Annotated in this window: 38 protein-coding genes and 2 tRNA genes; 3 read left to right on the forward strand and 37 right to left on the reverse strand. The window is 43.1% G+C overall.

Annotated features, from left to right (window positions below; genetic code table 11):
* Positions 1 to 39 precede the first annotated feature (39 nt).
* The 26 genes from BRC29_01635 to BRC29_01760 all read right to left on the reverse strand — a co-directional run bounded on the left by BRC29_01635 (position 40) and on the right by BRC29_01760 (position 15,668).
* A tRNA-Gln gene (locus BRC29_01635) sits at positions 40 to 112 on the reverse strand.
* A 34-nt stretch (positions 113 to 146) separates the two neighbouring features.
* Positions 147 to 291 (reverse strand) — tRNA-Ser (locus BRC29_01640).
* 58 nt (positions 292 to 349) lie between these two features.
* Complete coding sequence (locus BRC29_01645) at positions 350 to 1,312, reverse strand: RNA-guided pseudouridylation complex pseudouridine synthase subunit Cbf5 (protein PSG98810.1); 963 nt, start codon at positions 1,310 to 1,312, stop codon at positions 350 to 352.
* A 46-nt stretch (positions 1,313 to 1,358) separates the two neighbouring features.
* On the reverse strand, positions 1,359 to 2,096 hold the full coding sequence (locus BRC29_01650) for a hypothetical protein (protein ID PSG98811.1): 738 nt from the start codon (positions 2,094 to 2,096) through the stop codon (positions 1,359 to 1,361).
* An 80-nt stretch (positions 2,097 to 2,176) separates the two neighbouring features.
* Complete coding sequence (gene secY, locus BRC29_01655; GenBank protein PSG98812.1) at positions 2,177 to 3,622, reverse strand: preprotein translocase subunit SecY; 1,446 nt, start codon at positions 3,620 to 3,622, stop codon at positions 2,177 to 2,179.
* A 53-nt stretch (positions 3,623 to 3,675) separates the two neighbouring features.
* The gene (locus BRC29_01660) at positions 3,676 to 4,113 is read right to left on the reverse strand and encodes a 50S ribosomal protein L15 (GenBank protein ID PSG98813.1); all 438 of its coding nucleotides are present in this window, start codon (positions 4,111 to 4,113) and stop codon (positions 3,676 to 3,678) included.
* A gap of 10 nt (positions 4,114 to 4,123) precedes the next feature.
* Positions 4,124 to 4,471 carry a hypothetical protein gene (locus tag BRC29_01665; protein PSG98814.1) on the reverse strand — a complete coding sequence of 116 codons (348 nt, stop codon included), beginning with the start codon at positions 4,469 to 4,471 and terminating at the stop codon, positions 4,124 to 4,126.
* A gap of 7 nt (positions 4,472 to 4,478) precedes the next feature.
* Positions 4,479 to 5,141 carry a 30S ribosomal protein S5 gene (gene rpsE / locus BRC29_01670; GenBank protein PSG98815.1) on the reverse strand — a complete coding sequence of 221 codons (663 nt, stop codon included), beginning with the start codon at positions 5,139 to 5,141 and terminating at the stop codon, positions 4,479 to 4,481.
* On the reverse strand, positions 5,141 to 5,650 hold the full coding sequence (locus BRC29_01675; GenBank protein PSG98816.1) for a 50S ribosomal protein L18: 510 nt from the start codon (positions 5,648 to 5,650) through the stop codon (positions 5,141 to 5,143). Before BRC29_01675 ends, rpsE begins: the two co-directional genes overlap by 1 nt.
* Positions 5,651 to 5,656: 6 nt before the next feature.
* A complete protein-coding gene (locus tag BRC29_01680) occupies positions 5,657 to 6,100 on the reverse strand; it encodes a 50S ribosomal protein L19e (protein ID PSG98817.1) in 444 nt (147 codons plus the stop codon).
* Entirely contained in the window at positions 6,097 to 6,444 is a 348-nt protein-coding gene (locus BRC29_01685) for a 50S ribosomal protein L32e (GenBank protein ID PSG98818.1), read from the reverse strand. Before BRC29_01685 ends, BRC29_01680 begins: the two co-directional genes overlap by 4 nt.
* The gene (locus tag BRC29_01690; protein ID PSG98819.1) at positions 6,445 to 6,978 is read right to left on the reverse strand and encodes a 50S ribosomal protein L6; all 534 of its coding nucleotides are present in this window, start codon (positions 6,976 to 6,978) and stop codon (positions 6,445 to 6,447) included.
* A complete protein-coding gene (locus BRC29_01695; protein ID PSG98820.1) occupies positions 6,979 to 7,368 on the reverse strand; it encodes a 30S ribosomal protein S8 in 390 nt (129 codons plus the stop codon).
* Positions 7,369 to 7,381: 13 nt separating this feature from the next.
* Positions 7,382 to 7,606, reverse strand: coding sequence for a 30S ribosomal protein S14 (locus tag BRC29_01700; protein PSG98821.1), 225 nt, complete (start codon positions 7,604 to 7,606; stop codon positions 7,382 to 7,384).
* The gene (locus BRC29_01705; protein ID PSG98822.1) at positions 7,606 to 8,118 is read right to left on the reverse strand and encodes a 50S ribosomal protein L5; all 513 of its coding nucleotides are present in this window, start codon (positions 8,116 to 8,118) and stop codon (positions 7,606 to 7,608) included. The genes BRC29_01700 and BRC29_01705 overlap by 1 nt, the downstream gene beginning before the upstream one ends.
* A 5-nt stretch (positions 8,119 to 8,123) precedes the next feature.
* On the reverse strand, positions 8,124 to 8,774 hold the full coding sequence (locus BRC29_01710) for a hypothetical protein (GenBank protein ID PSG98823.1): 651 nt from the start codon (positions 8,772 to 8,774) through the stop codon (positions 8,124 to 8,126).
* Positions 8,775 to 8,781: 7 nt separating this feature from the next.
* Positions 8,782 to 9,534: a 50S ribosomal protein L24 gene (locus tag BRC29_01715; protein PSG98824.1), complete on the reverse strand. Its 753-nt coding sequence runs from the start codon at positions 9,532 to 9,534 to the stop codon at positions 8,782 to 8,784.
* A gap of 10 nt (positions 9,535 to 9,544) precedes the next feature.
* Positions 9,545 to 9,943: a 50S ribosomal protein L14 gene (gene rpl14p / locus BRC29_01720; protein ID PSG98825.1), complete on the reverse strand. Its 399-nt coding sequence runs from the start codon at positions 9,941 to 9,943 to the stop codon at positions 9,545 to 9,547.
* A 58-nt stretch (positions 9,944 to 10,001) separates the two neighbouring features.
* A complete protein-coding gene (gene rpsQ, locus BRC29_01725; protein PSG98826.1) occupies positions 10,002 to 10,289 on the reverse strand; it encodes a 30S ribosomal protein S17 in 288 nt (95 codons plus the stop codon).
* Between the two features lie 246 nt (positions 10,290 to 10,535).
* Positions 10,536 to 11,009 (reverse strand): nucleotide-binding protein, encoded by a 474-nt coding sequence (locus BRC29_01730; GenBank protein ID PSG98827.1) that lies wholly within the window; start codon positions 11,007 to 11,009, stop codon positions 10,536 to 10,538.
* Entirely contained in the window at positions 10,990 to 11,217 is a 228-nt protein-coding gene (locus tag BRC29_01735) for an AbrB family transcriptional regulator (GenBank protein PSG98828.1), read from the reverse strand. Before BRC29_01735 ends, BRC29_01730 begins: the two co-directional genes overlap by 20 nt.
* Before the next feature lie 124 nt (positions 11,218 to 11,341).
* Complete coding sequence (locus tag BRC29_01740; GenBank protein PSG98829.1) at positions 11,342 to 12,625, reverse strand: hypothetical protein; 1,284 nt, start codon at positions 12,623 to 12,625, stop codon at positions 11,342 to 11,344.
* A gap of 184 nt (positions 12,626 to 12,809) precedes the next feature.
* A complete protein-coding gene (locus BRC29_01745; protein ID PSG98830.1) occupies positions 12,810 to 13,547 on the reverse strand; it encodes a hypothetical protein in 738 nt (245 codons plus the stop codon).
* 6 nt (positions 13,548 to 13,553) lie between these two features.
* A complete protein-coding gene (locus tag BRC29_01750; protein ID PSG98831.1) occupies positions 13,554 to 14,609 on the reverse strand; it encodes a peptidase U61 in 1,056 nt (351 codons plus the stop codon).
* Entirely contained in the window at positions 14,602 to 15,141 is a 540-nt protein-coding gene (locus BRC29_01755) for a hypothetical protein (protein ID PSG98832.1), read from the reverse strand. Before BRC29_01755 ends, BRC29_01750 begins: the two co-directional genes overlap by 8 nt.
* Positions 15,138 to 15,668: a GNAT family N-acetyltransferase gene (locus tag BRC29_01760; GenBank protein PSG98833.1), complete on the reverse strand. Its 531-nt coding sequence runs from the start codon at positions 15,666 to 15,668 to the stop codon at positions 15,138 to 15,140. Before BRC29_01760 ends, BRC29_01755 begins: the two co-directional genes overlap by 4 nt.
* 38 nt (positions 15,669 to 15,706) lie before the next feature.
* Between BRC29_01760 and BRC29_01765 the strand changes: the two genes are divergently transcribed.
* Entirely contained in the window at positions 15,707 to 16,708 is a 1,002-nt protein-coding gene (locus BRC29_01765; protein ID PSG98834.1) for a hypothetical protein, read from the forward strand.
* Here BRC29_01765 and BRC29_01770 read toward each other — a convergent pair.
* From BRC29_01770 to BRC29_01815, 10 genes are read right to left on the reverse strand one after another with little or no spacing between them, the layout of a single operon-like run.
* A complete protein-coding gene (locus tag BRC29_01770) occupies positions 16,705 to 17,013 on the reverse strand; it encodes a stress response translation initiation inhibitor YciH (protein ID PSG98835.1) in 309 nt (102 codons plus the stop codon). The two genes, BRC29_01765 and BRC29_01770, sit on opposite strands and share 4 nt — an antisense overlap.
* A 12-nt stretch (positions 17,014 to 17,025) precedes the next feature.
* Positions 17,026 to 17,220, reverse strand: coding sequence for a 50S ribosomal protein L29 (gene rpmC, locus BRC29_01775; protein ID PSG98836.1), 195 nt, complete (start codon positions 17,218 to 17,220; stop codon positions 17,026 to 17,028).
* 26 nt (positions 17,221 to 17,246) lie between these two features.
* The gene (locus BRC29_01780; protein ID PSG98837.1) at positions 17,247 to 18,341 is read right to left on the reverse strand and encodes a 30S ribosomal protein S3; all 1,095 of its coding nucleotides are present in this window, start codon (positions 18,339 to 18,341) and stop codon (positions 17,247 to 17,249) included.
* Between the two features lie 60 nt (positions 18,342 to 18,401).
* Positions 18,402 to 18,818, reverse strand: coding sequence for a 50S ribosomal protein L22 (gene rplV, locus BRC29_01785; GenBank protein PSG98838.1), 417 nt, complete (start codon positions 18,816 to 18,818; stop codon positions 18,402 to 18,404).
* Positions 18,819 to 18,829: 11 nt separating this feature from the next.
* On the reverse strand, positions 18,830 to 19,267 hold the full coding sequence (locus tag BRC29_01790; protein PSG98839.1) for a 30S ribosomal protein S19: 438 nt from the start codon (positions 19,265 to 19,267) through the stop codon (positions 18,830 to 18,832).
* Positions 19,210 to 19,518: a hypothetical protein gene (locus BRC29_01795; GenBank protein ID PSG98840.1), complete on the reverse strand. Its 309-nt coding sequence runs from the start codon at positions 19,516 to 19,518 to the stop codon at positions 19,210 to 19,212. Before BRC29_01795 ends, BRC29_01790 begins: the two co-directional genes overlap by 58 nt.
* Before the next feature lie 11 nt (positions 19,519 to 19,529).
* Entirely contained in the window at positions 19,530 to 20,234 is a 705-nt protein-coding gene (locus tag BRC29_01800) for a 50S ribosomal protein L2 (protein PSG98841.1), read from the reverse strand.
* Between the two features lies 1 nt (position 20,235).
* Entirely contained in the window at positions 20,236 to 20,505 is a 270-nt protein-coding gene (locus BRC29_01805; GenBank protein ID PSG98842.1) for a 50S ribosomal protein L23, read from the reverse strand.
* Positions 20,506 to 20,514: 9 nt separating this feature from the next.
* A complete protein-coding gene (locus BRC29_01810; protein PSG98843.1) occupies positions 20,515 to 21,273 on the reverse strand; it encodes a 50S ribosomal protein L4 in 759 nt (252 codons plus the stop codon).
* Between the two features lie 11 nt (positions 21,274 to 21,284).
* Positions 21,285 to 22,250 (reverse strand): 50S ribosomal protein L3, encoded by a 966-nt coding sequence (locus BRC29_01815; protein ID PSG98844.1) that lies wholly within the window; start codon positions 22,248 to 22,250, stop codon positions 21,285 to 21,287.
* A gap of 178 nt (positions 22,251 to 22,428) precedes the next feature.
* Here BRC29_01815 and BRC29_01820 point away from each other — a divergent pair, with 178 nt between their 5' ends.
* Complete coding sequence (locus tag BRC29_01820; GenBank protein PSG98845.1) at positions 22,429 to 23,571, forward strand: hypothetical protein; 1,143 nt, start codon at positions 22,429 to 22,431, stop codon at positions 23,569 to 23,571.
* A gap of 1 nt (position 23,572) precedes the next feature.
* On the opposite strand, the gene BRC29_01825 is transcribed toward BRC29_01820, so the two are convergent.
* A complete protein-coding gene (locus BRC29_01825) occupies positions 23,573 to 24,082 on the reverse strand; it encodes a hypothetical protein (protein ID PSG98846.1) in 510 nt (169 codons plus the stop codon).
* Positions 24,083 to 24,133: 51 nt separating this feature from the next.
* Between BRC29_01825 and BRC29_01830 the strand changes: the two genes are divergently transcribed.
* Positions 24,134 to 25,183, forward strand: coding sequence for a hypothetical protein (locus BRC29_01830; GenBank protein ID PSG98847.1), 1,050 nt, complete (start codon positions 24,134 to 24,136; stop codon positions 25,181 to 25,183).
* The last annotated feature ends 128 nt before the right edge of the window (positions 25,184 to 25,311 follow it).

Raw genomic sequence — 25,311 nt, forward strand, 5'->3', positions numbered from 1 at the left:
ACCATAAAATTTAGTTGAATTCTTAAAAAGAAAGATGGTTAGCCCCCGCAGGATTCGAACCTGCGTCGAGAGGGCCAGGGCCTCTCATGATTGACCGCTACACCAGGGGGCTTTACGGCAACAGTAAAGCCAAAAAGTTGAGAGTGCGCCGGAGCTGGGATTTGAACCCAGGAGGGCGGTAATGCCCACCACCTGACCGAATCGAAAACCTAGATGGTTTTCTCAAACTGCCATCTCTTTCGGGAAAGCAGTATTCCAGGGTGGCACCTTAGGCCACTCAGTCACTCCGGCATAAGCCTAGGTTTAGAAGCTGGTAGAAACTTTAAATGAGAACTGGCAGATTAATGATTTACTGTTTCCATCTTTTGGGATATGTTTCCGGTTTCATATGTACTGATTCTAGAGTTACCGCTTTGTCGTCTTTGTCGAACATCTGCTCTGATGTCATCTCTGCGGTTCCGAGCGCTATTAGCTCGCCTTTCAGCGTGGTGATTGCCACTCTCTCACCTTCTTTTATGCCGTCCTGGAGTTTAGATATTCCTTGTGTTCCTAGGTCGGCGCCGTTTGCCACAGCGTTCACAGCGGAATCTTTGATAGCTATTTTTCTTAAGTGATTGATTGCTTTTTCGATCGGGCAGAGAACTTTACGTAGTTCTTCTTCGTCACCTTCGTTGTAGTAATGATAGGCATCGACTATCTCCTGTAAAGTGTTTGTCTCCGTTTCTGAGATATCTGCCTGCTGTGTTCTCCTGAGTTCCTCCATTTCTGCTTCGGTGTCAAGTTTCTCCCCTAGCTGGCTGATCAATACCCGGACATAGAACCCTGATTCACATTTAACTCTTCCTAGAATCCTTTTTTCTTCTACTTCCAGAAGTTCAGTTTCGTATGCTTCTCTTTCCCTCTCCTCTCTTTTCACTGCGCTTTTCTCAGGGGGTAACTGTCTGTTGACTCCCTTGAAGCTTTTAAGCACCTCTCTTATCTTAGCCTTATTTTTTCCTTCTCCCAGCTCAGCTTCGAAGATATACTCCTTATCTGTTTTGCTCATGGCTTTGCTGGCTCTTGTTCCTTTGTTTACGCCGATCGGTAGAATGCCTGTGGCGTTTGGATCTAGGGTGCCGAAGTGACCTGTTTTCTTTACATTAAGTTCTTTCTTTATCCATGTAGAGACTTGGTTGCTCTGTGGGCCGAAAGGTTTGTCCAAGAGTATGATTCCTTTCTCCATTAACTCTTCTATGCTTCCTTCCTTAGGTATACTCCCGAACTCCGGGTCGGTCTCTGCTTGTTCTTTTGTGTACCATTTAGCTGACTTCATGTATTAGAGAATGTACTGAAGTCTTTTTAATTGACGAGAATCGTTTTCACTGTACGCCAAGCATTTTCCTGAACACGAAGGTTAGTGGCATCGCTATCAGGATATAGAATCCAAGCCAGTTCAGTGCCGGTCCTATAAACGGCGGTGAGACTGGAAGCGGTATAAATACTGCATTTATTTTAGCATTGATTCCGTCACTTCCTGTTAGACCTAGGTAACCTCCTCCGCCTTCTCCAAATCTCTTGAATTTCCAAGATATTCCCTGTTGATTGAACTTTTGTCCCTGGTTTATTTCTTCCCCATCGACCTGAAGCACAGGTTCTGTCTCGTTGATCACAGTTATTTTATTGGTTTCTCCAGCGTAGCTAAAGTTCCCTTCGTAACTTGTACTGTCTACCTGTTTAAGATCTACTGAAGGTGCGAATGTTGCTCCAAGCCATGGAAAGATTAGTCCAACGAATACCATTGTGGCAATCATCGGTTTGAAGTTAAGCATCATCATTTTCTGGTTGAGTTCCATGGTCTTTTGCATGTGATCCGATGCTTTATCGGTCTCATCGTTCTTCCGGGCTTCCTTCATTTTTTCCTGTGTGTCACTAATTTTTTCCTTCAGATTCTTGTTTTTCTCAATATCAAGCAGGAACCAGTAAATTACGGAGAAGATACCTGCCAGCGCCACAGAGAAAAATGTTAATGCAAGATATGGCCCCACTGAAAGTACTGGCTGGAATACGGTATTGTAGAAACCGAATAACCCGGTAAGTAATCCCTGTATCGATACCATGCTGTGAAACTATCTTAGGTAGTGAAGCCTTTTAAACCAAAGCTTTGTCCGGTATCAGAATAATAACGTAAATAATCCCGTTACTGCATAAAGTCTTTCATGGCCGGATGAAGTTCCTCCATGTGCTTCTGCGCCAGCTGCTCGTACAGCCTATAAAGAATCATAACTGTCAGCAGGATCCCGGTCCCTCCACCGGCTGCCTGTGTCATATTGGCCACCCCTGCTAGAAGACCTACCACAAGTCCTGATAATATTGTTAGTCCTGGGATGTAACGGTTAAGCACTTTTTTGATAACTCGTTTATCCTTTCTGAATCCCGGCACTTTCATACCGGTTTGTTGTATCTGGTCTGCGACGGAGTCTGCGTCTTGTCCTGATGTTTTGACCCAAAAGATAGAGAACAGCATTGAACCGAATGTGTAGACGGATAGATAGAACAGTACGTGGAATAGACTCCCTGTCTGAGTGCTTAGTACAGGGATGCTGAGTCCGGCTACTGATGCTTCGGATAGTATATTTATGCTGGCGGCTCCACCTGAAATTAGGTTGGTGACAAACTGGGTGGGAGCTGTTAGAAGACCGATTAGACCGGAGGATGCCTGTCCACTTGAGTTGACACATCCCAGTAAGCTGCATCCGTCCGCTCCTGCTAACGTTGTACCCAGGATTTGGAAGTTGGAGACGAGTGCTGCGATTAGAATTACAGGCATGTTCGATGTGTAAAGGAACTTGAGAGGCCATTTCTGGCCGAATCCTCTGACATTTCCGAAGGTGAGAGGAATTTCTACTTTCATTATCTGCATGTATACCACTGCTGCAAATACTAACGCGGTTGAGATTATGGGTAAGAGGGAGGTAAATTCCAGTGTCGTTACAAACCGGAATATGGCTCCTACCGGGTTTCCGTTCACCATCCAGTAGAGGGTTCCTGAAGTCGTCAGAGGTGATATGATAGCTACATACACCTGTTTTGATACTCCGGCTGCGATGAACAAGCCTACTCCTGATCCGAATCCCCATTTCTGGACTAGGTCATCCATCATTATGATCAGCCATCCTCCGAGGGATATCTGTCCTGCAAGCAAAAATATGAGTGCCGGACTCCCTGTTACATTGCCGAATGTGCCTGATAGGACGTATCCGAATGCCTGGACAATTGTTAATACATAGGCAAGTAGTTTCTGTGTTGCCTGGAATTTCTGCTGTCCTGCATCGGTGTTAGTATCCCATGGAAGAAGCTCAGATCCTACCATCATCTGGAGGACAATGGAAGCTGTTACGATAGGTCCAATACCTAGAGTAATTATTGATCCGATCTGTGCTCCAAGCAGTGTCTGGAATGTCTGAAGACTGTTAAGTGCCTGTTCAACTGCTGCAGAGTTTGCTCCGTATATATCAATAGAACCTAGGACGAAGTACAGTACAAGTACGATCCCTGTCCATGTCAGCATCTGTTTCAGGGTCTGTTCCTTATCTGGTTCCTCTACGCTAGGTAGGTAGCTCGCTGCCTGAAGTAGTGCTGACATCTAGTTTTGGACACCTTGATGAATTCTTATCTCGAGAGCGTTATTAACTATGTTTATTCTTCTTCTCCGACTTTAACTGCTTTGGCTCCTGCTTCTTCAATCTTTCTTTCAGCTGTTGAGGAGAACTTTTCTGCGTGAATCTCTATTTCTTGTGTAAGTTGTCCGGATCCGAGAATCTTCTCGTATCCTGCTTCTTCAGCATTAAATACGTAGCCGTTGTCTGTCTCTTCTGCGAGTCCTGCTTCAATAAAGCTTTCAATTCTCTGGTCAATGTCTCTGAGGTTGATCCCGGTCTGGTCTTCGGCATCCTTGAATCCTTCTCCTTTCTCTCCAAGCTTGTGGAGTCCGTCTTCTGTCATTTTTTCGTGTTTCGCCTTCTTTCCTCTTCCAGCGTTTCCTCTTCCACCTCTGCTTCCTGCTCCCCGGTTTTTCTTGCTTGAGCCATGTCCGTGGCTTCCGGATTTGTTCTTCTTTGATCTTCTTTTTGTCATTGTTTTTTCCTCAAACCATTTTCTGGATCAGTTCATCCAGATTATCTCTTTTTCCAAGGCTTCCGCCTTGTCCGACCTGTTTTTTTGTGTTGCTGAATCCTCCTGTTGGAGGAGTAAGTTTTACAGTGTCTCCGCTTTCGATTTCTGAGCCTTTTCTTTCTTCAAGTTTTTCCAGTGTTTCCTCACTGATTTCTCCGTACGTTATGTAGTCTTTGGCGGTCTCCAGCATCCCTCTTATTGAGTTGTTATCTTCGAATATGACGCATTGGTTTCTTTTCTCAAGGTTGAGGTATTTGAGTGTTCTCTTTGCTTTGTGTCTTGCGTCGATACTTCCTCTAACTTTTACTGTCGCTATCATTCTTTTTTTACTCCTGTTTGTATTCTTCTACTTTTTTGAGGGCTTTGAAGGCTGCTTTCATCAGGTTTTCCCGGGTTCTTGTAGTTCCTCTTGCGTTTACCCATACGTCTGTGTATCCTGCGAGTTCAAACATTTTCTTCAGTTCGTCTGAGCATGCAAGCCCGATTCCTTTTGGTGCTGGTTTTACTGTTACTGTCACTGAACCTGAGTTTCCTTCTACTTCGAATGGTACTGTGTGTTTTGTTCCACATGAGCATTCCCAGGAACCGCATCCCCTTGTTATCTGAATGAGGTTGAGTTTGGCTTTCCGGTTTGCGTCTTCGATTGCTGCCCGGGTGTCGTTCGCTGTTCCTTCTCCGAGCCCGATTACGTTTCTTTTGTCTCCTAGTACTGACATTGCTTTTGTTGAGTATCTTTCACCTGATTTGTGCATCCGGGCGGTTCTCTTGGATACTGTTCTTCTTTTTCCGCCTCCTTTTCCAGGTGTTCCTCCGATCAGGATTACTTCTTCTTCAAGGTCTGTGAGTTGGTCGGCGATCTCTCCTTCCATTATTTTGTAGTCTGATTCAAGTGCTTCTACTATGTCTGTTATTTGGCCGTTTGCTACTTTTTTCCCGAGTTTTGTCTTCGGTTTCCAGATCTCCTCTTCCTCCATTTCTTGGTCAGCCATTATTCTAGTTCACCTTCGATATTTTCCTTTACGGTTTCAAAGTTTTCAGGTACGTTATTGCCTGTCATTTCCTTGATGTGTTCGCCTCTGAGTCTTGATTCTTCAGGTATTACCTCTTCTCCTGCAGGGATTTCTACTCCAGCGTCTTTAAGTCCTTGTAGAGCTGCGAACATTTTTCCACCTTTTTTGGTTTCTTTGATTCCTAAATCGAGTACTGCTTCATCTACATCTGCTTTCATCCCCGCCAGATAACCTGTCAGGTATGTTGCTGGAAGGTTTCCGGTGTGGTACTCCCATCCGTGGTCTTCCAGTTCTTTGCTGACTGTCTGTGCAGTGTTCTTGTCTCCATCTCTGTCGTAGTGGGCGATATGTACTCTAGTATGGTTGTTTGAAAGTCTTACTACTGCTCTTGGTTTACCTGATTTCAGCAGGGTCCTTCTCTGCTTGTAGTCGGTTTTCTGCTCTCTTCTCCTTCTAAATGGTACTTCGTAGTTAGTGTTATCTGCCATTGTTGATCACTCCAGCTTGTTCTCCACGTGGTTTTCCAAGTGTTTTGTGTCTCTGAAGAATCCTCCTTTCGCTCTGTCATAGAGGCTCCAGTATGTGTCGTTGTCAACTTCTCCTTCTTCCTTCATCTCTTTGAGTCTTTTTCTGATCGCTCTGATTCTTTCCATCCATTTTTTCTTTGATCCTTTTCTTGCTGTCTTTTTTCCTTTCCTGTTTCCGTGACCTTTTCTTCTTCCTTTCTTCTTCTGTTTCTTGATTTCTTTGCTTCTGGCCTTGGAAGTTCCTTTAACATCTCTTTTCTCGATTACGCCTGACTCAACTAGGTTTCTGATGTCCTGTCGTGTGATGGCTTCCTCTACTTTCTCTTGTTCTCCAGGATCGATTCTGACCCTGGTTTTTCCTACATCCATTACTTCTGCTGCCATCCTTTTCTGTGATTTAAGGTCTGTCATTCTTCCTCACCTTCTTTTTCTCCGTTCAGTACTTTGATATCTTCTTCATCAGCTTTTTCAATTATCTTTGCTCTTTTTCTTCCGCCTACTGTTGATCCGATTCTTGCTGCTTCTGTCTCCGGGTCTATATCTTCCAGGTCGCCTGTATTGTGGATCATTACTTCTTCGTATCCTGATGGGTGGAGTCCTCTTACTTCTGTATCTGTACGGTATCCTGCCTTTGGTTTTGCAGGTGCGCCGTTTACCTCAAGTCTTATTCTGGAATGCCCTCCTTTCGGTCTTCTCCACGATTCAGGTGTCTGAGTTTTCTTGTGGCTGTTTTCTCTCTTGAATTTGTCACTCATTTACTTTTCACCTCTGCTTGTGATGTAGACCCCGTCTTGGAATGTTCTGGGATCTCTGTTTCCTTTTTTGCATGCCTGTTCGATTTTTCCGGCGGTCTGGCTTACTGCATCTTTGTCTGGACCTCTTATTGTGAGGTCTTCGCCGTCGATTTCAACTGTTACTCCGTCTTCAACATTGATTTCTCGTGGGTTTCTCTCTCCCATGAAGTTTTCGATAAGTACTTTGTTTGATTGCTGTTTGATTGTCATTGGGAAGTGGGCGTATACGCCTTTCATTTTGTAGACGTGTTCGCTTTGGAGCCCTTCAATTATGTTTTCTGTGTGGCTTCTGAATGTGCTTACAATACTCTGTATATCCTTTCTTGTCTCTTTGGTGGAGATCTCTATCTCGTCTTTATTGGCTTCGACTTCTACCAGTGCGTGCTGCATTTTCTTCTCTACTTTTTCATCGTGTCCTTCAACTGTAAGTACTCCATCTGTGTATTCTGCTTCGAAGCCCTCTGGTAGTTCAATTGTTTCTTCCATTTCGATCACTCAGTAGACGTATCCTAAGAGTTTTCCTCCCACGTTTTTTTCTACTGCTTCATCGTGGGTGAGTACTCCTTCTGGTGTTGTTACAATGATTTTTCCGAATCCTTGAGCGGGCAGGTATCTTTTAGCCCATTTTGTGTATTCGTCACTTCCTACGAAGAAGTTTGGTTTGATCGGTTCGCATTTGTTTAATGCTGATTCTACTTCTACCTTGAATTTTCCTCCTTTTCCATCTTCGATCAGTTCGAAGACTCCGATGTATTCTTCTTCCTGTAGTTTCAGGAGGACGTTCTTGATCAGGTTGCTTGTGGGACTTACTTTGGCGTGTGTCCTGTCCTGTCTTGCTGCGTTGTTTATTGAGCTTAGTGCGTCGCTGAGTGTATCATGTTGCATTACTCTGCATCACCTATTTGAGCTGTTCGAATCCGATTTCTTCTGCGATTTCTCGGAAGCATTGTCTGCAGTAGTTGAGTCCGTACTGGCCGATGACTCCTCTACCTGTTCTTCCGCATCTTCTGCATTCTTTTTTGGCTTTTCCGTAATCTCTTTCCTTTGGAGAGTTGTTTTTCTCGAATTTCTCTTTCTTTCCTTTCTTGTGTTTTATCTGTTCAAGTACTCCTTCGTAAGTCATTATTTACTCACCTCGATTTCGAACCGGTCTTCGATGAATTCGATTGCTTCGTCGTCGGATACTTTGTGTTCTTTCCCGATTTCATTTGGCTTGTGGTCTCTTTTCTTTACACGGTATCCTGGTCTTTCTAGTTTTACTGCGACTTCGAATCCCATCATGCCGATGTCGGAGTCATATTCTACGCCCGGTACATCTATGTACTCCGGGATTCCGAATCCGAAGTTTCCGTTTCCGTCGAATGATGATTTTTTGATTCCTTCTGCTGCAGGCAGTACTTTTTCCAGGAACTCTTCTGCTTCTTCGTCTCTAAGTGTTACCATTGATCCGATTTCAAGTCCGGATCTCACCCCAAACTTTTTGGATCCTTCTTTTGATTCGGTTTTGACTGCTTGTTTTCCTGTTACCTTTTCCAGCAAGTCTTTGGCCTTCTCTACATCGTCGCTTACTTGCCCGATTCCAATATTTACTGTTACCTGACTGACCTGTATCTTCTTCATTTTGTTTTCTGCCATCCTGATCACTCCTCTACCTTGATATCTTCAACTGCTACAAGGTTTTCAAGATCTGTCTCGAACTCTCTATCGTTTTTAATTATTGCTGTGTTCTGCATTCCTTCTGTCCTCATCTCCTTGACTTCTGCTACGTCTCCTGCGTGTTTTCCTTGGACCACTAGTGCTTCTGATCCTTCCTCAAGTTCTACTTCGGTTACTCCGGAGTTGAAGATCAGTGTGTTTCCTGTCGAGTATTCGTCTTTTGTGGAGTAGTTCTCTCCGTTATGGAGTCTGTAGATGAACCGGTCTCCCTTAACATCTTTGTTTTCTATCTTTGCTGCAACCTTTGAGTCTCCTACAGGGATAAATTTGAGATATTTTCCGTCTCTTACTGCTCTGTAAGTTTCTTCTGTTTCCGGGATTTCAACTACGTCGAGAATACCTATTCCTTCCTTGACATCTCTGATTGTGTCGCCGTTTCTCTTGAGATCGCCGTTTTTAACTATTTCTTTTGCTTCTTTCTCGTTATCTGCATACTCCAGTATGTCTCTGAGCAGTACTACTACTGGGATTGCGTCTTCTTTACTTCTTGATCCTTTGATGGTTGAGACATAGGTGTTGTCCTTTCTCTTGATTGAGTAATGTTTTGGTGCCGGAATTCTTTTCTGGTGTGTCATGTATTTGTCACTCTTTTTGGTTCTCTAGGTATTCTTTGAGGGTTTTCCTGTCTTTGTTGTCTTTTTCTGCTTCGATAAGTGCGTCGAAGTCAGGATTCTCTATTTCTTTGATCTCGTCCTTTGAGTCGCTGATTGTTCCTGATACAACTTCATTATAATCAACTTCTGCAGTTGTTTCTTCGTCCTCGTCAGCTTCCTCCTCTTCTTCCTGCTCTTCCACTGCTTCCTCTATCTTTTCTTCAGTTTCTTCGTCTTCAAACTGTTCGTGTGCTCCTGATTCTCCGGACTGCATCTGCTGCATCATTTCCTGTTCCTCGTCTTCTTCAAGTGCTTCTTCCAGTTCTTCTTCGTCTACCTGGATTGATTCATAGTCGTCGACCTCGAACTTCTCCAGTCTGTTAGAATCTTCTACGTTCAGTGCTACTATCTGAAGATTGGAGGGTCTGAGCGCTTTCTGCTGAAGTGAGCCATCGTTCCTTTCATTATCGATTCCGTCAATGTAGACTACTGTGTTTTCTCTATCGATATTATTGATTATACCTTCTGCGCCTGATTCATCTCCTCTCATCACTTTCGCTCTGTCGCCGGTTCTTACCTTTACTGTCCGGGTTCCAAGTTCATTTCTGAGTTCCTGTGAAGCGTTGGCTGAAACCAGTTTATCCTTTACGTGTAGAGGTGCATTATCTCTGTATTTCCTCTGTTTGGAGGGGTTCTTGCTTGATTTCCATTCTTTGCTCCAGTTCTCTGTTTTCTGTGTCATTATTTTTTCCTCAGACTACCTGTGATGCGATTTTCCCGATTGGAGTGTATCTTTCAACTACTTCTTTTGCAATCGGTCCTCTTGTTACGGATCCTTTTGGAAGCCCCGTCTCCTCTACGAGTACTGCTGCGTTGTCTTCGAACTTGACCCTGAGTCCGTTTGGTCTCTGGAACTCTTTTCTCTGTCTCACAACAACTGCCTCGAAGACCTGATTTTTGACTTCTTGGTCTCCTTTTAGAATTTTGACCATGACAACATCGCCGATTCCTGCTGAGTCTCTTCTACTTCTTCTTCCCTGTCGTGTTTTGACTCCGATTATCTCCAGTTTCTTAGCTCCCGAGTTGTCTGCGCATGTAAGTTCTGCTCCGATGTCCAGGGTTTTTGTGATATTGGATCCGATCGGTTTCATTTCAGAACCTGCCTCGCATGTTACTAGTGGAAAATCTTTGTTTTTCGGTCATTCGGGATCACTCTTCAATTATTTCGGTTATGACTGTGCTTTTGGTTTTTGAGATAGGCTTTGTCTCTTCAATTCTTACCTCATCGCCTTCTTCTACTTCAAGGTCTTCAGGTACGTGTGAAGTGATCTTGGTGTTGCGTCTTTCGTATCTCTCATATTTTGGAACTTTCTGGCTGTGTTCCCATCTTACTGTTGCTGATTTCTCCATCTTTGTAGATTCTACTGTTCCTGTGAAGGAGCTCCCTCTAGTAGGAAACTCTATGCTCGTTGATTTTTGTGCTTCTTGCTGTGCCAAGACTTGTTCACCTATGGATGATCAAAGTGGATGTAATTCTTTTAAACCAAGTGACTCTAGACGTAGACCTGAGAAGCGCTACTCGATGAAAAGCGGGTTTTCCCGGCCGCCCAGAGTATCGATCAAATCATGGATCCCTTACAAAAGGATCAAATGATCTACCCGACTCCAAACGAGTCGAACTAAGTAACTCAAAATAGAATACAAGTTTTAAAAAGGAGTTTGGGTTTCTACAGCTTTTTTGTTTCAGGATACTACTTCTAGTTCTGGGAAGTATTCTCTGTGGAATCCGGTATCCAGACTAGCGAGTTGGTCGGCCTGTTGGATGGCGTGGCTGCCTATCAAAAAGTCGGGGTTAACGTGTTGTCTTCGGCTCAGGTTTGTTTCGCATTTCCGGCATTTTAGTTGGTTTTCTGTCCCGCATCTGGGGCACTGGAGTTTTTCTCCTCTGTTTTCCAGGTATTCTGAAAATTTCTTTCCAGCCAGTTGGGAAGCATCCTTACTCAGGGCTTCGAATCGGATTCCTGTGTCTTCGAGAAAGCTGTCCAGTTTCTGTTTGGAATCGAAGTAAACTGCCAGCTCGCTGTATACCACGGTATTTATGAATAGGCCTCCTTCTTGATTCAACTTTCCAAGAAGTTTTACCGCCCGTTGATTATTGGGATCATCCTTGTTCAAGAGTGATATCAGTATGTTGGTGTCAACTACGGTCTTGGTCACCGCGTAGCTCCTCCATTATCTCCTCTGTTTTCTTCCCGGTCTTTAGTACGCCTTCCCATCTCTTGAATGGATTCTCTTCTGTGTTTTTTCGGATCTTTATTTCTCCATCTTCGATATTAAATTTCAGGTCATCGCCAGGGCTTATACCGGTTTTTTCTCTTACCTTCTTTGGAATTGTTACTTGTCCTTTCTCTGTTACAGTAGTCATAAGTATTAACTTTCAGTAATACTTAAAAATCTTACTAGAAGTAAATAGGTCTTTCATTGATTGGGCTATTTTCTTTTCAAACTCTCGAGTTAGATTTTCTCCATTCCTTATTCCATACTGCCGATTATTCTTTTAGATCCGATATTTTGGCTGCTGCGAATGGTACTAGCATTTCTGCTTTGCTCATTCCTCCGTGATGGCCGTGGTAATCTTCGTATGTCTTGTAGTCCTCATAGTTATACCATACCATTTTCTCTTCTTTTCTAGGAATCACTACTATGTCTCCAAGCCTTGATCGGTTATTTACTTCTCCTTTTCCGAATAGATCTAACTCTACAGCTTCTTCTGTTTTTAGGACCTCTGCGTTCAGTTTTTGATCAAGGAATTCTTTGACTCTATCCTCTTTCCCCGATTTGATATGTAGGATTGCTGTTCTTGGCCCGCCGGTAGGTAGGATTATCTCTCCTTTTTGATCTCTTTCTAGGTTTTTCTCCACGGTTTCGAAGCTGAGAAGATCTTCAATATTGTCTGGATCCACATCTGCTTGGCCGTGATCTGCTATAATTATCAAAAGAGTGTCTTCTGCTACAGAGTCGCTTGTTTTTTCAACAAGTTGTTTCTGAAGTGCCTGTGAGACTGCCTCTAACTGAGAAATATGTTCTTCAGAATCAGGCCCTAATTCGTGTAGTGCTTTATCGACTTGATCCGTATAGCAGTGGAGATATTCTCTATTATCCGAGCTTTCGAGACTTTTTCTCAGTTTTAAAGCCATATCGAATGTATTGTTGAACCCTTTAACAGCAGATTCCTTCATCATCTTGGAGTTATAATCACTTCCTATGACCGCATCAGGCACTATGGCGGTAGAGTCAACTCCTCCAGAGCTCAAACGTTCAAATACTGTTTCGCCATCATAAAGCACTGATATATCTGTATCTCCCATTATTTCTCTTGGATCTTCTCTATCAAGTGTTGTAAAAGGCAAGGTTCTGATAGTTGTATCTAGTCCCTCCAGGAAAACCCTCCACGACACGATGGAGTGTTCTTGAGGGGTTAATCCCGTGTTCATACTTGTAACCGCTGCAGCTGTTTCCGATGGAAAAACTGCGGTTAGAGGAGTAACTTTTCCGTTCTCAATTAAGTTACTGAAGAACTCTAGATCTTGACCATACTTTTTCCACTGAACATAGCCGAACGCATCAACGAAAACAAGAGCTACATTCTGTACATCGCCAGTATCAATTCCCTCAAATACCGTCTCCGGAAGATCTCTTTCGGATTTGACATCTAACAGTTCCTCAATAGTTCCAGGTATGTTAGCAAAGTTATATTTGTTATAATGTGGAGTTACAAGCCCCTCGAGTTTTGATTCATCTAGAATTTTTTCTTCAATATCTTCATCCAGCATAGATTAGAATTCATCCTCAATTTTTTCTAGCTGTTGCTTAAGTTCCGTTTTGATACTATTTTGTTCTCTGTCTGCGGTTATATATATCATCAGAGTAACGTACGGCAGGAAATAGAGGTTTATTCTTTTCTCCCATCCATTTTTTATGAGTTCCCTATTTCTTTCATCCTAGTTAATCCTCTAATTATTTCTTTGCCAACACTATTAATCTGTCTGCTTCATCGTCAAAGTCTTCTCCTTCGACATTTCCGTAGAAATCTACTTCAGAGAATCCGACCTGTTTCAGCATTTGTTCTAGTTCGGAGGCGGCGTAAAGTCGTTGTTCCCAGGTGTATTCGGCGGTTTCCCCATTTTCGACTTTGATCCAGGTATTCTCGACCTTTTTCCAGTTGTTTTTGGGCCTTGCTTTTTCCATGTTATAAATTCCGTCTTGTTCGCTCCAGTGATGGCTTAGGTCTCGCATAGCTGCAATCTCTTTCCCGTAGTAGTCCATAACTAGAACTCCTCTGTCTTTTAAGGAAGTGTGAATGTTTTCCAGCATCTGCCTGTCGTCTTCTCTGTCTTCAAAGTAGCCGAAACTGTTCCACCAGTTGATAACTACATCAAAACTGTTTTCTCTCCCGAAATCCTTCATGTCTTCCCGGATGAACTCTATGTTGCCTGACTCGTCTTCCGCTTTTGCGTCTTCGATATAGTCTGTGGTTTTGTCTACGCCCACTACTTCAAATCCTTTCTTCTGAAGTTCTATGCTGTGTCTTCCTACTCCACAGGGCATATCCAAGACTTTCATTCCTGCTTCTAAATCAGCTAAATCAATTATCTTCTCGATCTCCTCTTTGGAAGATTCAAGTTTCTCTTCAGCGAATAGCAGATTTTTGAACTCCATCCAGAACTCTTCGTCAGTAAGTGTTTCGTCGGCCATCGAAGATCAACTCAGTTTAATTTCCTTGTTTTTCGCATCTATTCTGATCTCTCCACCTATAGGCAGAGGGATTTTTGGGTGTGTATGTCCGAAGTCTACATCGAATACTACAGGTGTACTCGGACAGTATCGCTGAACTTCGTCCTTAATTGTTTGTTTCTGTTCTTTGTGGTATTCTTGTTTTTCCTCTAGGTTTTTGTCTTCTCCTAATAGTGGACTTCTCATAGGTCTACCAACCAGAATTGCGGAGAATATCTGTAATATACCTCTTTCGCCCATACATAGCAGGTTTCTTTTCACTTCTAATGCGTCTGGGTTTTCTTCTGATGTTTCTAAAGCCAGTATCTTACCTTCTAAGTCTTCCATTTCTGGCAGGTATTTTTCCACCGCCATCTGTTCTGGAATTATAGTAAGACAGCCTCCCCAGAGCCTTCCTTCAACTGTTTCCTCATTAAAGTTCCAGAACTCCCAGCCAGGGTTGTCATATCTTTCACGGTCATCCTTGATTTCATCCTGAAACAAATTGAAGTAATCATCTGTGAACTGTTCTGAAGGCTGGACTATGCCTAAACTGTCTTCGAAGAATGCCTTTTCCAGATGTTCACAGGTGTATTCGCCGATTTCTCCTTCAGCCAGTAAGTCATCGAGTATCTGACCACCGTAGAACGTCTGGATACCCAAGTTCCAGAGATAGATATGTAGGTTAGTGTTATCGCTTATACCGTAGAATCGAGTTGGGTTTTGTTTTAGTCTTTCTTGCTCTAAGTGTTTCAGCATCCTGATTTGTTCCGAACCTCCTGTCAATGCGATCACTCCTTTGATTTCGGGGTCTTCAAATGCCGCCATGAACTCCTCTGCCTTTTCTTCATGATGATTATCCAGGTATTCTGTATCTTTTCTAGCAGTATCGTATACTACAGGTTCTAAACCGAATCTGTTTTCCAGTCTTTCAACTCCTTTATTCAATACTTTTGGAAAATCCTGAACACCACTCGAAGTCGCAACAATAGCCACTTTATCGCCTTTCTCAAGTGCTGGCGGCAACACAAATTCTTTACCCATAGCATTCATCCTCTAAAATACTCATCCAAGTGACATTTATCCATTCCCCGTCTACACACTTGTAGTCTCTTTCTACTCCTTCTTCCTGAAAACCTGCTTTCTCCATTACTCGGCGTGAGGCAGGGTTTCCTTCCAAGTATCCGCCTCTAATCTTGTGGCGGTTCAAGGTTTCAAAGGCATAGGTTACGACCATTTTCAGGCTTCTTGTTCCGATCCCTCGACCGTGATAATCCGGATGAATGAAGTATCCTACATGGCTTTTACCATAATCGCTTTCGAGTCCGTCAAGAAATATATGACCGACTCTTTCCCCCTGATGTTCTATGAGGAAATGAACGCTATTATCATCTGAATTGAATTCTCCGATGATTTCTTCCTGTTGCGATACGTTAGTCGGTCTTGGTTCTCTCCCAAGGTATGATCTTACTTCTTCGTGGCTAATTGTTTCGGTGATAAATTCGGCGTCACTCTTCTCTACTGGTCGGAGTACTACATCATCCCGTTCCATAAATTTGTTCTCAGTTTCCGTCATTCCCAGTCACCTTCTAAAATGCCGTAGTATACGATGTCTTTGTATTCTCCCTGTGTGAATGTATGGTCTTTGAATACCCCTTCCTTTTCGAATCCAAGTTTCTTCCAGAGGCTGATTGAGGCTTGGTTGTCGGTGTGTGCTCGTGCATAAATTTTATGATAGTTGAGTTGTTTGAATCCGTATTCTGTGATTAGTCGTGCTGATTCTGTTCCGTATCCGTTTCCGTGATGTTCTGGGTGTAGCCAGATACCGATTTCCGCCATTTTCTCTGCATTACTGCCTTTCGGTATCAAACTGATGATACCTTTTCGTTCATTATTTTTGGTTATTAGCAGGTGAACTTTGTCTTCGTCGCAGATTTGCTCCTCGAAGAACTCCTGTTCATTCTCAAGGTTTTGAGGTCTTCTGTTACCCATATGAACACGGACATCAGGATGATTAACTCCATTCCTCAAAAACTCTATGTCTTCCTCCTCTACAGTTCTAAGGTTTATTTTGTCTCCTTCCAGAAATACTGTTCCGGACATACCAATTAGTTAAACACGGATTGTTCTAAAACATAGGTATGAAGCAAGTACCTGAGAAAGATATTACAGAAGCAGTCAAGCAATTTGACTATAAAAACCAGATAAATGAGAAAGAAGACATCTCAGGTCATAACAATAGAATTTTCAAAGTCAAATTAGAGGACAAAACGGTTATCTGTAAGTCCTGCGTAGGTACTAAACCTAAGCAGGACTGCCGGAAAGAAGTCGGTATGAATCAACTTCTGAAAAGACGGACCAGCGTCAAGACCCCTGAGTTGCTTTACAGCAATCCATCCACAGACAAAACAGAATATCCGTTCTTCATAACCGAATACATCGATGGGAAAAGCCTACAGGACAGTTTTCCAGAACTTAATGCGGAAAATCAGGTTGAAATAGTGGAACAGGCAGGGCAGATTCTCGGAGAGGTACACTCCGAGATCAGTTTTCAACACGCAGGTGAACTGAAACCAGAAAACGAAGGTATCAAAGTTGATAGGGAATCCAACTGGATAGAATACATAGTAGAAGAATTAAACCAAGCAATAGAGAAGGCAGAAGATACAAGGTTCAAAGATTTAACGGGCAAAGCAGATAATGTAGTAGCTAAACTTTCCCAGCTTGAAGAACCTGAGAAAACACTGGTATTTTACGACTTCCGACCAGATAACGTGATTACTGAAGATGGCAAGATTAAAGCTTTGATTGATTTTGAGAGGGCTTGGTCGGGAGACCCGCTTTGGGACTACGCTTACAGCGAAATGAGCTTTGTTGAACCATATCATTACTTCACGATGCATAAACCGCGGAAGGCAGGCGATGCGGAGCTTCGAGAAGTCTTTCAGAAAGGCTACGAACAGGAAGAACAGTTGGGAACTGGCTGGCGTAGAAAAGTCAAGCTCTACAAGCTAGGAATAATTATTAAGGGATTTATCACTTTCAAGGGTTTTACGGAGGGTATGGAAATGTCCGAGGAAGAAATAAATCGGCAGGAAAAACTATTAAGAACTGCCTTTGGCAGGCTTTTTGAGAGTGTCTAGTTCTGGACTTCTATCTGGTTTCGTGAGAAGCCTTCTTCTTCCAGAACATCTGTGATTCGGTGGGTGTGGTCGCCTTGGAGCTGGATCTGTCCATTCTTGGCTGTTCCACCGCATGCCAGTTTTGTCTTCAGCGTGGAGCTGAGTTCGCTGAGATCCACATCGTCGGATAGACCTTCGATGACGGTCATCTCTTTTCCAAAGCTTCTGGTATCGATTTTAACAGTTATCTTTTGTTCGTCCCGCGCTATGTCGTCGCATACGCACAGGTCTTCAGGCATTCCGCATTTAGAACAATTTTCAGACATTTTAGTATACTTTTAATCCTCGTTTTGAATAGTTTTGATACGTGCAATGGTTTTCTTGATTTCGCCTATTCTTCCAGGGTTGTCTGCGAATCCACCGGTTTCGATCTGTCCTCTCTCCTCTACGATTTCTTTCTTGAGATCTGCGAGTTTCTCATCGAGTTCTCTTTCGTTCATGTTTCTTATCTCGTCTGCTTTTAGGATAGCCATTTTTTGATCACCTTTTCTTCGAGTTCTTATTCTTTCTTACTTTCAAGCCATTGCTTGAAGGTTTTCCTGTCTTTGTTGTCTTTCTCTGTCTCAAGTGCTGCTTCGTAGTCCGGATCGTCAAGATTATCTAATGCATCCTTTGCGTCGCCAATAGTTCCTGAGACGATATCCTCGTAGTCTGTTTCGTCCTCGGAATCTTCTGTGGCTGATTCATCTTGTTCCTCAGTTTCTTCTGTATCCGGTTCCGGTGTCTCTTCGTCTGCATCGGGTTCTTCTTCGGATGTTTCTTCAGGTTCGTTTTCTTCTACTTCTTCAGTCTCGTCTTCTGACTCTATTTCCGCTACATCCCCGCTTTCGAACACATCTCTTACTTCTTCCTTGGAGACATCAGCTGGCTGTACCTCTTCAAGTTCTTCGACCGCTCTCTCGATTTCGGATGCGGTCATGTTATCCGCTTCATCTATGATCCTTGCGATGATCTGCGGTTTCTCTGCCTCATCTGGTGCTTCAACTGTTTCATGGATCAGTTCTTTCTCCACATCCACGTCTCTGTGCATGAAATCTGGGATTTCCTTCATCAGTCGGACTTTTACACCGATTGCTCCCGGTTTGGTTCTCGCCAGTTTGTATCCTGTATCAACGTTTTCCTGTGATGTGTTCCCACATCTCTTAACATATCCGAACGAGAATTTCTCTGTTCTTCCTCTGTTTCCTGATAGTTTTCCTGATACCTCGATTTCAGCTCCTAGTACTCCTGATTCTTTTACTCTTCTCAAGTATGTGTATCCTACTCTTTTTGCCTGTCCGCCTTTTTCCAGCCAGTCTGCCATTGACTGTGCTACGATCTGTGCGTCGGCGTCAGGGTTTTCTATTTCGTTTACCTCGATCTGAGGATTCTCGAAATCAAATACTCTTTCTGTTTTCTTCGTAAGTTCTTTGATTCTGCTTCCGCCTCTTCCGATTACAAGTCCCGGTTTCTGTGCGTGGATAACTATCTTGGTCGAGGTCGGTGTTCTCACGATGTCCGCGTGTGAGTATCCTGCGCCTTCAAGTTCGTCCTGAAGGTATTCGTGCAGTTTTACTTTTCTTGCACCTTTTTCGATAAACTCTTTTTTCTGCACTCAGAGATCACTCTCGCGTTTTGAAATTCTTTTAGTTTCGCTCATATTATTCTTTACCTCTTATTTCTGTTCTACAACTAGTTTTACGTGTGAGCTTTTGATTTCACGGCCTCTGTGTCTTTTCGGTGTTCTAATGCTTGGTCCCTGGTTGGTTACCACGTTCTCAATCTTAAGAGCATTCCTGTTAAGACCTTCGTTCTCCGCGTTGCTTTCTGCCTGTTCAACCAGTTCAAGCATTTTCTCTGCTGACTTTACAGGGTATTTCCCTGGTCCTTTACCTGATTTGTGACCGGCTCCTGAGTCAAATTTTGTCATTGGTACAGGTAGTTTCTTTTCGATCACTCTTTCCAGTTTGTTCTTTGCTTTCTCTACTTCATCTCCTTTTATGAAGCGCCCGATTTCTGTGGAATCTTTCCATGATACTCGAAGGTTTTTGCCGACCGCCTTGGCTTGGTGTGGTTCTGTTTGTAATGCCATCTATATTGCCTCTATTTGAGCGGTACGTGCTGGGAAGATCTTGTAGCTCCCAGTCCTGGTGCGCTGTGTGATACTTCTTTCCGGGTTTTGGAGAACTCGCCTAGGTAGTGTCCGAGCATTTCTTCGTCGATCTCTACTTCCATGAATCTCTGTCCGTTATATACTTCTACAGTGTTTCCAACCATTTTCGGTACCACGATCATGTCTCTTTCATGTGTCCTTATTCGGTCTTTCTCTTCAAGGTCTTTGAGGATTTTCTTTTCGTTGTCTCTTAGTCCTCTCTGAATTTTTCTTCTTCCTCTTGCATCAAGCAGTTCTGAAAACTGGTTTAGGTTCATCTGCTTGAGTTCATCCATTGTTTTTCCTCTGAATGTGAATTCTTCATCTGACATTATAGTTTCACCTCGAATGGGTGATCTGTGGTTGCTGCTATCATTGCATCTTCCCATGGTATTCCTTCGTCTTTTTCCTCTATTACAGATTCGTTATAGCTGATTAGATCATCAACTTTTTGGTATATGTCCGTAAGTGTGTCTTCTTCTAGAGTTTCTTTCTCTTTCCCTATTTCGTTTATGATATAATCTGTTGTGTTTTCCAGAACTGCTCTTCTCTTCCTTTGATATTCCTGACTTTCTGAGTCTATCTTTCCCAAAATATCATAGAAATCCTCATTTGCTGCTTCTAGTTTTATTTCGTTCATGTTTTCAACCTCTAGTCGTTTTTCTTCTTTCCGGAGCGTTTGGCCCCGATGTTTCCGACCTTGCTTCCTGGTGAAGCATGTTGGGAAACTGTCTTTGGCTGTCCTGGTTTTGCTGATCCACCGAATGGGTGGTCTACTGCGTTCATTGATACTGCGGAGACTGTTGGGTAAGGCTTGCCTTTTGCCTTCATAGCGTGGTGTTTGTTTCCTGCCTTGGTGAATGGTTTCTCCTTTCTTCCGCCTGCTGCTACTTTACCGATTGTTGCCCGGCATTTAGTATTTAGTTTCTTGAAGTCCTTGCTTGGAAGCCGGATTCTTACTCCGTCTTGTTCATGTGTTACAACGAATGCATATGTTCCTGAGCTTCTGACAAGTTTTCCTCCATCGCTTGGCTGTAGCTCAATATTATAGATCGGAACTCCTTCAGGGATTTCTCCTACAGGCATTGTGTTTCCTTCCTTGATCTCTGCTGATACACCTATCTCTATTTCCTGTCCGACTTCAATATTTTCAGGTGCGAGAATATTTCTTTTCTCCCCGTCCTCGAATTCTATTACTGCTACAGGAGCTGTCCTCACTGAGTCATGCTGGAGATCTACGACTGTCCCTGTTGTTTCTGCGTTCTTGTTTTCTACATCTCCGTTTCCGTGATGTGAGTTTGCACGGTAGTTGGGAGATCCTTTTCCTCTTCTCTGTTGTCGTAGTGGTGATCCCATTTTACATCATCCCCATCTTGGTGGCAACATCCATCGCATCGTCAGAATCTGAAAGGCCGACAAACGCTTTTTTCTTTGCCTGTGGAGTGATATTCGTGTTTACTTTTTTAACCGTGACATCGAACAGTGTTTCGACTGCGTCCCCGATCTGGTTCTTATCTGCCTCTAGATCAACTATTAGAACAAGCTTGTTCTCCCTGTCAACCTGATCCATTGCTTTCTCTGTCATGTGAGGGTTCTCTATTACATCCCAAGCCTTGTCTGTTTCCATTATTCTATGTCACCTGTAGAGTTCTTCGTGTTTTAGTTTTTCCACTGCTTTTTTGCTCCAGACCACAACTCGTCCAGGTTCAGAGCCTGGTGCAAGTTTCTCGGCGTTAAGCTGATCGACTAGCGATACATCGACCCCTGCCAGATTGTTTGCTGCCTGTGCTACTCCTTCATCTTCTGCGATCACTACTAGGGGGCCGGTTTTTTTCCTGTATTTTCTTCCTCTGTTCTTTCCTTTTCCAGCTCTGACTTTCTTTTCACTGCATCTCTCCAGTTCTTCTTCAAGTCCTAGGCCTTCCAGTGCTTCTTCGAGTTCCTGAGTCTTCTCGACTGTTTCAACTCCGTCTTCAATTATCGGGACCTCTCCGTTGTATGAATGTTTTTCTGAGACCAGTTCTTGGTCTGCTGTTGCTGTGATAGCTGATCTGATTGCCTTTCTTCTTTCCTTGTCGTTGATTTCTTCGTCAAACTCTTTCTCCGGTTTCGGTCCGTGAGCTCTTCTTCCGCCTTTCGTGTTAGGGGATTCGGCTCCTCTTCCGAAAATTTGGCTTCCTCTTCTTAACATTATTTTTCTAGGTGTTCTGGATTGGCCTCTTCCTTTCTGTCCTCTGTATGCGTTGTTCCTCTTCTTCCAGTATGTTACATGTTTGTTACCTGCCTCTGGATCTGATCCGTATGGCTGTCTCTTCTTGGATTTGATTGATAGGAACGCTCTTTTGATGATGTCCGGTCTTACTCTTTCCTCGAACTGTGTCGGTAGGTCTGACATTTTTATCGCCTCTATTTGTTGATATGTGTTATTTCTGGTTCGCCTGGGTTTTCATCGTTTCTGATCGCGGTTCTCAGTCTTATCAGTCTCTTTGTTGCGCCGGGTACTGATCCCTTGATCAGGATGTAGTTGGATTCTACTTCTCCGTAGTTCTTGAATCCTCCATCTCTCTGTACTTCTTCTGCGTCTCCTGTGTTGAGGATTCTCTTGTTTAGTTCTGTCCTGTTGTTATATCCCTGCTGTCCTGGCAGAGGTACTCTCCAGGAAAGTGTGTCAGGGTGCCACGGGCCTACGTTCCCGGCTTTTCTTCTCTTTTTCTGTGTCTTGTGGCCGAGCTTCTTGATTCCGTATCTTTTTACCGGTCCTTCGGTTCCCTTTCCTTTTGTAACTGCCACTGCATCAGAGAAGTCTCCTTCGTCGAATACTTCTGAGAACTCGATTTCTTTTCCAATCATTTCTTCCGCGTATTCGGTTTTTTCTTCTACACTGCCTCCAATTCCCAGCTCGAAGTTCGCCGGTTTTTCCTTTGACATTCCTGTCCGGGTTGGCTGTGTGTGAACGAGAAGTCTGACATCTGTGATGTCGTCTCTTTCTTTCGCTTTTTCTAAGTTGTCGAGGTTTCCGTCTTTAGGTAGGTCTACTGCGTTCTGAAGTTCTTTTGATGGTGATTCTGTCCATGCCTCTGTGAAGACCTGTTTTCCTGTGTTAGGATCTTCTGTGTAGAAGCGTGCTCCGTAAACTCTGAGGGGTGGTGCTTCGAGTATTGTTACTGCTTCCGCTACTTCCTGACCCTTGGTCGCTCCTTCCTGATCGTCAATCATCACGACTCGGGTCATTCCTACTTTGTAGCCTGCGAAGCCTAACGGTTTTTGCTCATCGGTTTCCTTCCAGTTATCAATATCCGGATAGATTCTATCCGCTCTTACCTTGGGTTTGAAGCCCAGTGATCCGCTTCTTGGTACATTTATATCTGACATTCTTGTATTAACACCTTTGATCAGAGCCCTCTTGAGAGGGTTGACTCCCTTAGAAAAATACTTCCTAGAGAGTAAGAACAAAATCTCAACTAATTTTTATAAAGGGGTTGACCTGGTTTCCAGTTTTTTCCTCAAAAATGAATGAACCGGTAAAAGAATTCGTTCAGATAGTTATACCGTGAAAACTCCAAGCTATGAGATGAAGCTCAAAAGCGAAACGAAAAGAGGTAGAGAGGTTTACAAGTTCCTTTCTGCTGACGGTGTTCCAGCAAAAGACAGTTTCAGGGATTCAGAACTCACATTAGTAGACACAGTAAAGCCAAGTATGGATGATGACATTTTAACGGTTAAATCAAGTTACGGCTTTCTACCTGTAGTAATTGGTGATCAAGCACCAGAAGGAGAAACAATTGCAGCAAATACCAGCGACAGAGCAAATCAACTCACAAAACTAAACCTGAAAGAAAACGAGGTAGAAAATACCTCAACTCACAAAACAGCATTCTACAATAAAATCGAAAACAGCTTTGACAAGATAGTTTACGCTCCTGGCGGATACGAGCCGGCAGATGCCGTAAAAAACAGAATATCAAATCTGATACCTCTACTAGAAGAGAACGGAAAGTTATTCATAGCAGGCAAGAAGACAGACGGAATCAACAGATACAGAGATTATCTCAACAACTTGCCAGGGAACAATCAGAAAATAACGCAGCATGGCAAGCACAGAGTCTACAGATATACGAATATTGAAAATTTCGAACCAGAACCCGTAAATATAGAAACACAGTTTACCGCAGAGATAGATGATTTAGAACTCGACTTTACCGCTTGCAAAGGTCTCTTTTCCCCGAAAAATCTTGACGAAGGAAGCGGATTGCTGATTGAAAACCTTGAACTCTCTGAAAACGAAGAAGTATTGGATATGGCTTGTGGCTACGGAATTATCGGGATATTCCTAAACAAACTACACGATGTTAAACTCCACCTTTCCGATGATAACGCTACAGCAGTTCACTATGCAGGGAAAAACCTTGAATCCAATAATATTCAGGAATACGAACTGAAGAACAAGGACTGCTTGGACGGTTTTAAAGACCAGAAATTCGATACTATAGTTTCTAACCCTCCAACACACCAAGGTAGCGGAGTAACCGATGAAATGTTCAACCAAGCTCATAGTTCGCTGCGGGACGACGGAGAACTCCACATAGTCTACAATCAGAATATGAGATATGAAGACCAGCTTTCAGAAACATTCGATACTGTAGAAATATTGGAAGAGAGAAATAATTACAGGATATTAAAGGCTATGAAGTAGATTAGTCAAGGCCCCTAATTGCTGGGTCTATTATTGATTCGACTACTTTTTCGTAATCGTTGATCATGTCGGACATGACTTTATCTGTTGCTTCAAGGATGTCTTCTGCTATTTCGTCTGGTCTGGTGTTGTATTTTTCTTTAGCTTCTTCTGCTTCGTCAAGTGCTTTATCTGCCAGTTCTTGTCTGATTTCCTGGTTATGTCCGTCTTCGAACTCTTTCATTCTTTTGACGTTTTTGACGAAGTCTTTGAGTCCGTAAGATTTCTCCAGGGTGTCGATGAAGATTTCATAGAGCAGCATGTCTTCTACAGCATCGTAATGCTGCGGTTCTTCTGCTACACCGAGTTCGAAGATGTCTTCTCCGTCTACGTTCTGGTCAAGTTCCTGTGTTGTGAACTGGTGCATCTGGTGGAGAGAGTCATAGATAGCATTCATATATTCAGAATCTTGATTTTCTGGAACTGTTTCAAGTTCCATCATTATTTCGTCGTAGGAATTAGAGTTGATCATGTGTTATAACTAAATCATAACAAATAAAAGTGTTGTCGTGTTTTTCTATACATGAGATCGGGCGACATCCTTGAGAAATATGATGGAGAAGATGTTATAGTCCTTGGGGAAGTCCATACAGAAGATATGCACAACGAACTGGAGGAAGAGGCAGTTTATAGGACAATTCCGAGATATGTTCTCTCTGAAGGGCTGAATAATGCAGATCCTGAAGGGTTCGATGGGATGATAGAAGATGCCAATTTGATGTCGCTGAGAGATATTCAAACATACTTCGAAGAAAATTATGAGGATAGCGAATTTCTTGCGGGCGACACAAGAGAGCTGTACCAGGAAGCTCAAGGTGTTGAGTCTGAAGAAAGCATTGTCGGAATTGATGATGGTAATGTCCCTGAGACATATAATGAGTTTATGGACATGCCATTCTTCCGAATGAATGACGAAGTAATAGATTTAATTAAGAACAGTACTAGTGATAGAAAAGACTATGAGATGGATGAATGGGAGAAATGGATGGGTGAAGAAGAACCAGAAGAATTTGACCAGAAAATTGAAACATTATACGGCATACAGTCTAGCATCACACAGATGTCATTCAAGATGCCTAACTCCATAGGATCACTGGTACAACCTATTAATCATTTGAGACGAGAAGGCTACGATGTTGACCTTGCAGGCTGTGATATAGATAAAGACGCAGAGTATTCTGATGACTCTGAAAGACACTTTGAACAGCCATCAGATGGTTCGGTAGAAGAGTTTGAAGAGCAGATGGAGGAAATGGAGGAGAATCCAGAAAAGATGCTGGAGGACTTTGCAAAAGACGTAGCGTTTATCAGCGAACTTACGAGCGATGAGGAGAGAGACCGCAGAGACCAGGCTATGGCGCAAAGAATCAGCCAATTTGACCAACGGAACGATTCTGGAAGAGCAATTATGGCAGTAGTTGGAGCAAATCACCTAGATGGTATTGTTCAGAGTCTTCATGACCAAGAAGTTTCAGTATATGCAGAAGACTTGACGGAAATAGTAGAGCCGGAAGATGACGGTGTAGAAGGTTTATTTTACGCTATGGAAACTGCTCAGCAAATGAGAGAATAAAATAAATTTTGTTCCAAATAGTGGCTCTGGCCTTCAAGCAAACTGAGTCCAGAATGTATCTTGAACAGTCTTCATCATCTATTATTCGAGACAGCTGTTTATCAAAAGGAAAAAGTATCCCATCGTGC

The sequence above is a fragment of the Nanohaloarchaea archaeon SW_7_43_1 genome, from assembly GCA_003009795.1.
GTDB lineage: Archaea > Nanohalarchaeota > Nanosalinia > Nanosalinales > Nanosalinaceae > SW-4-43-9.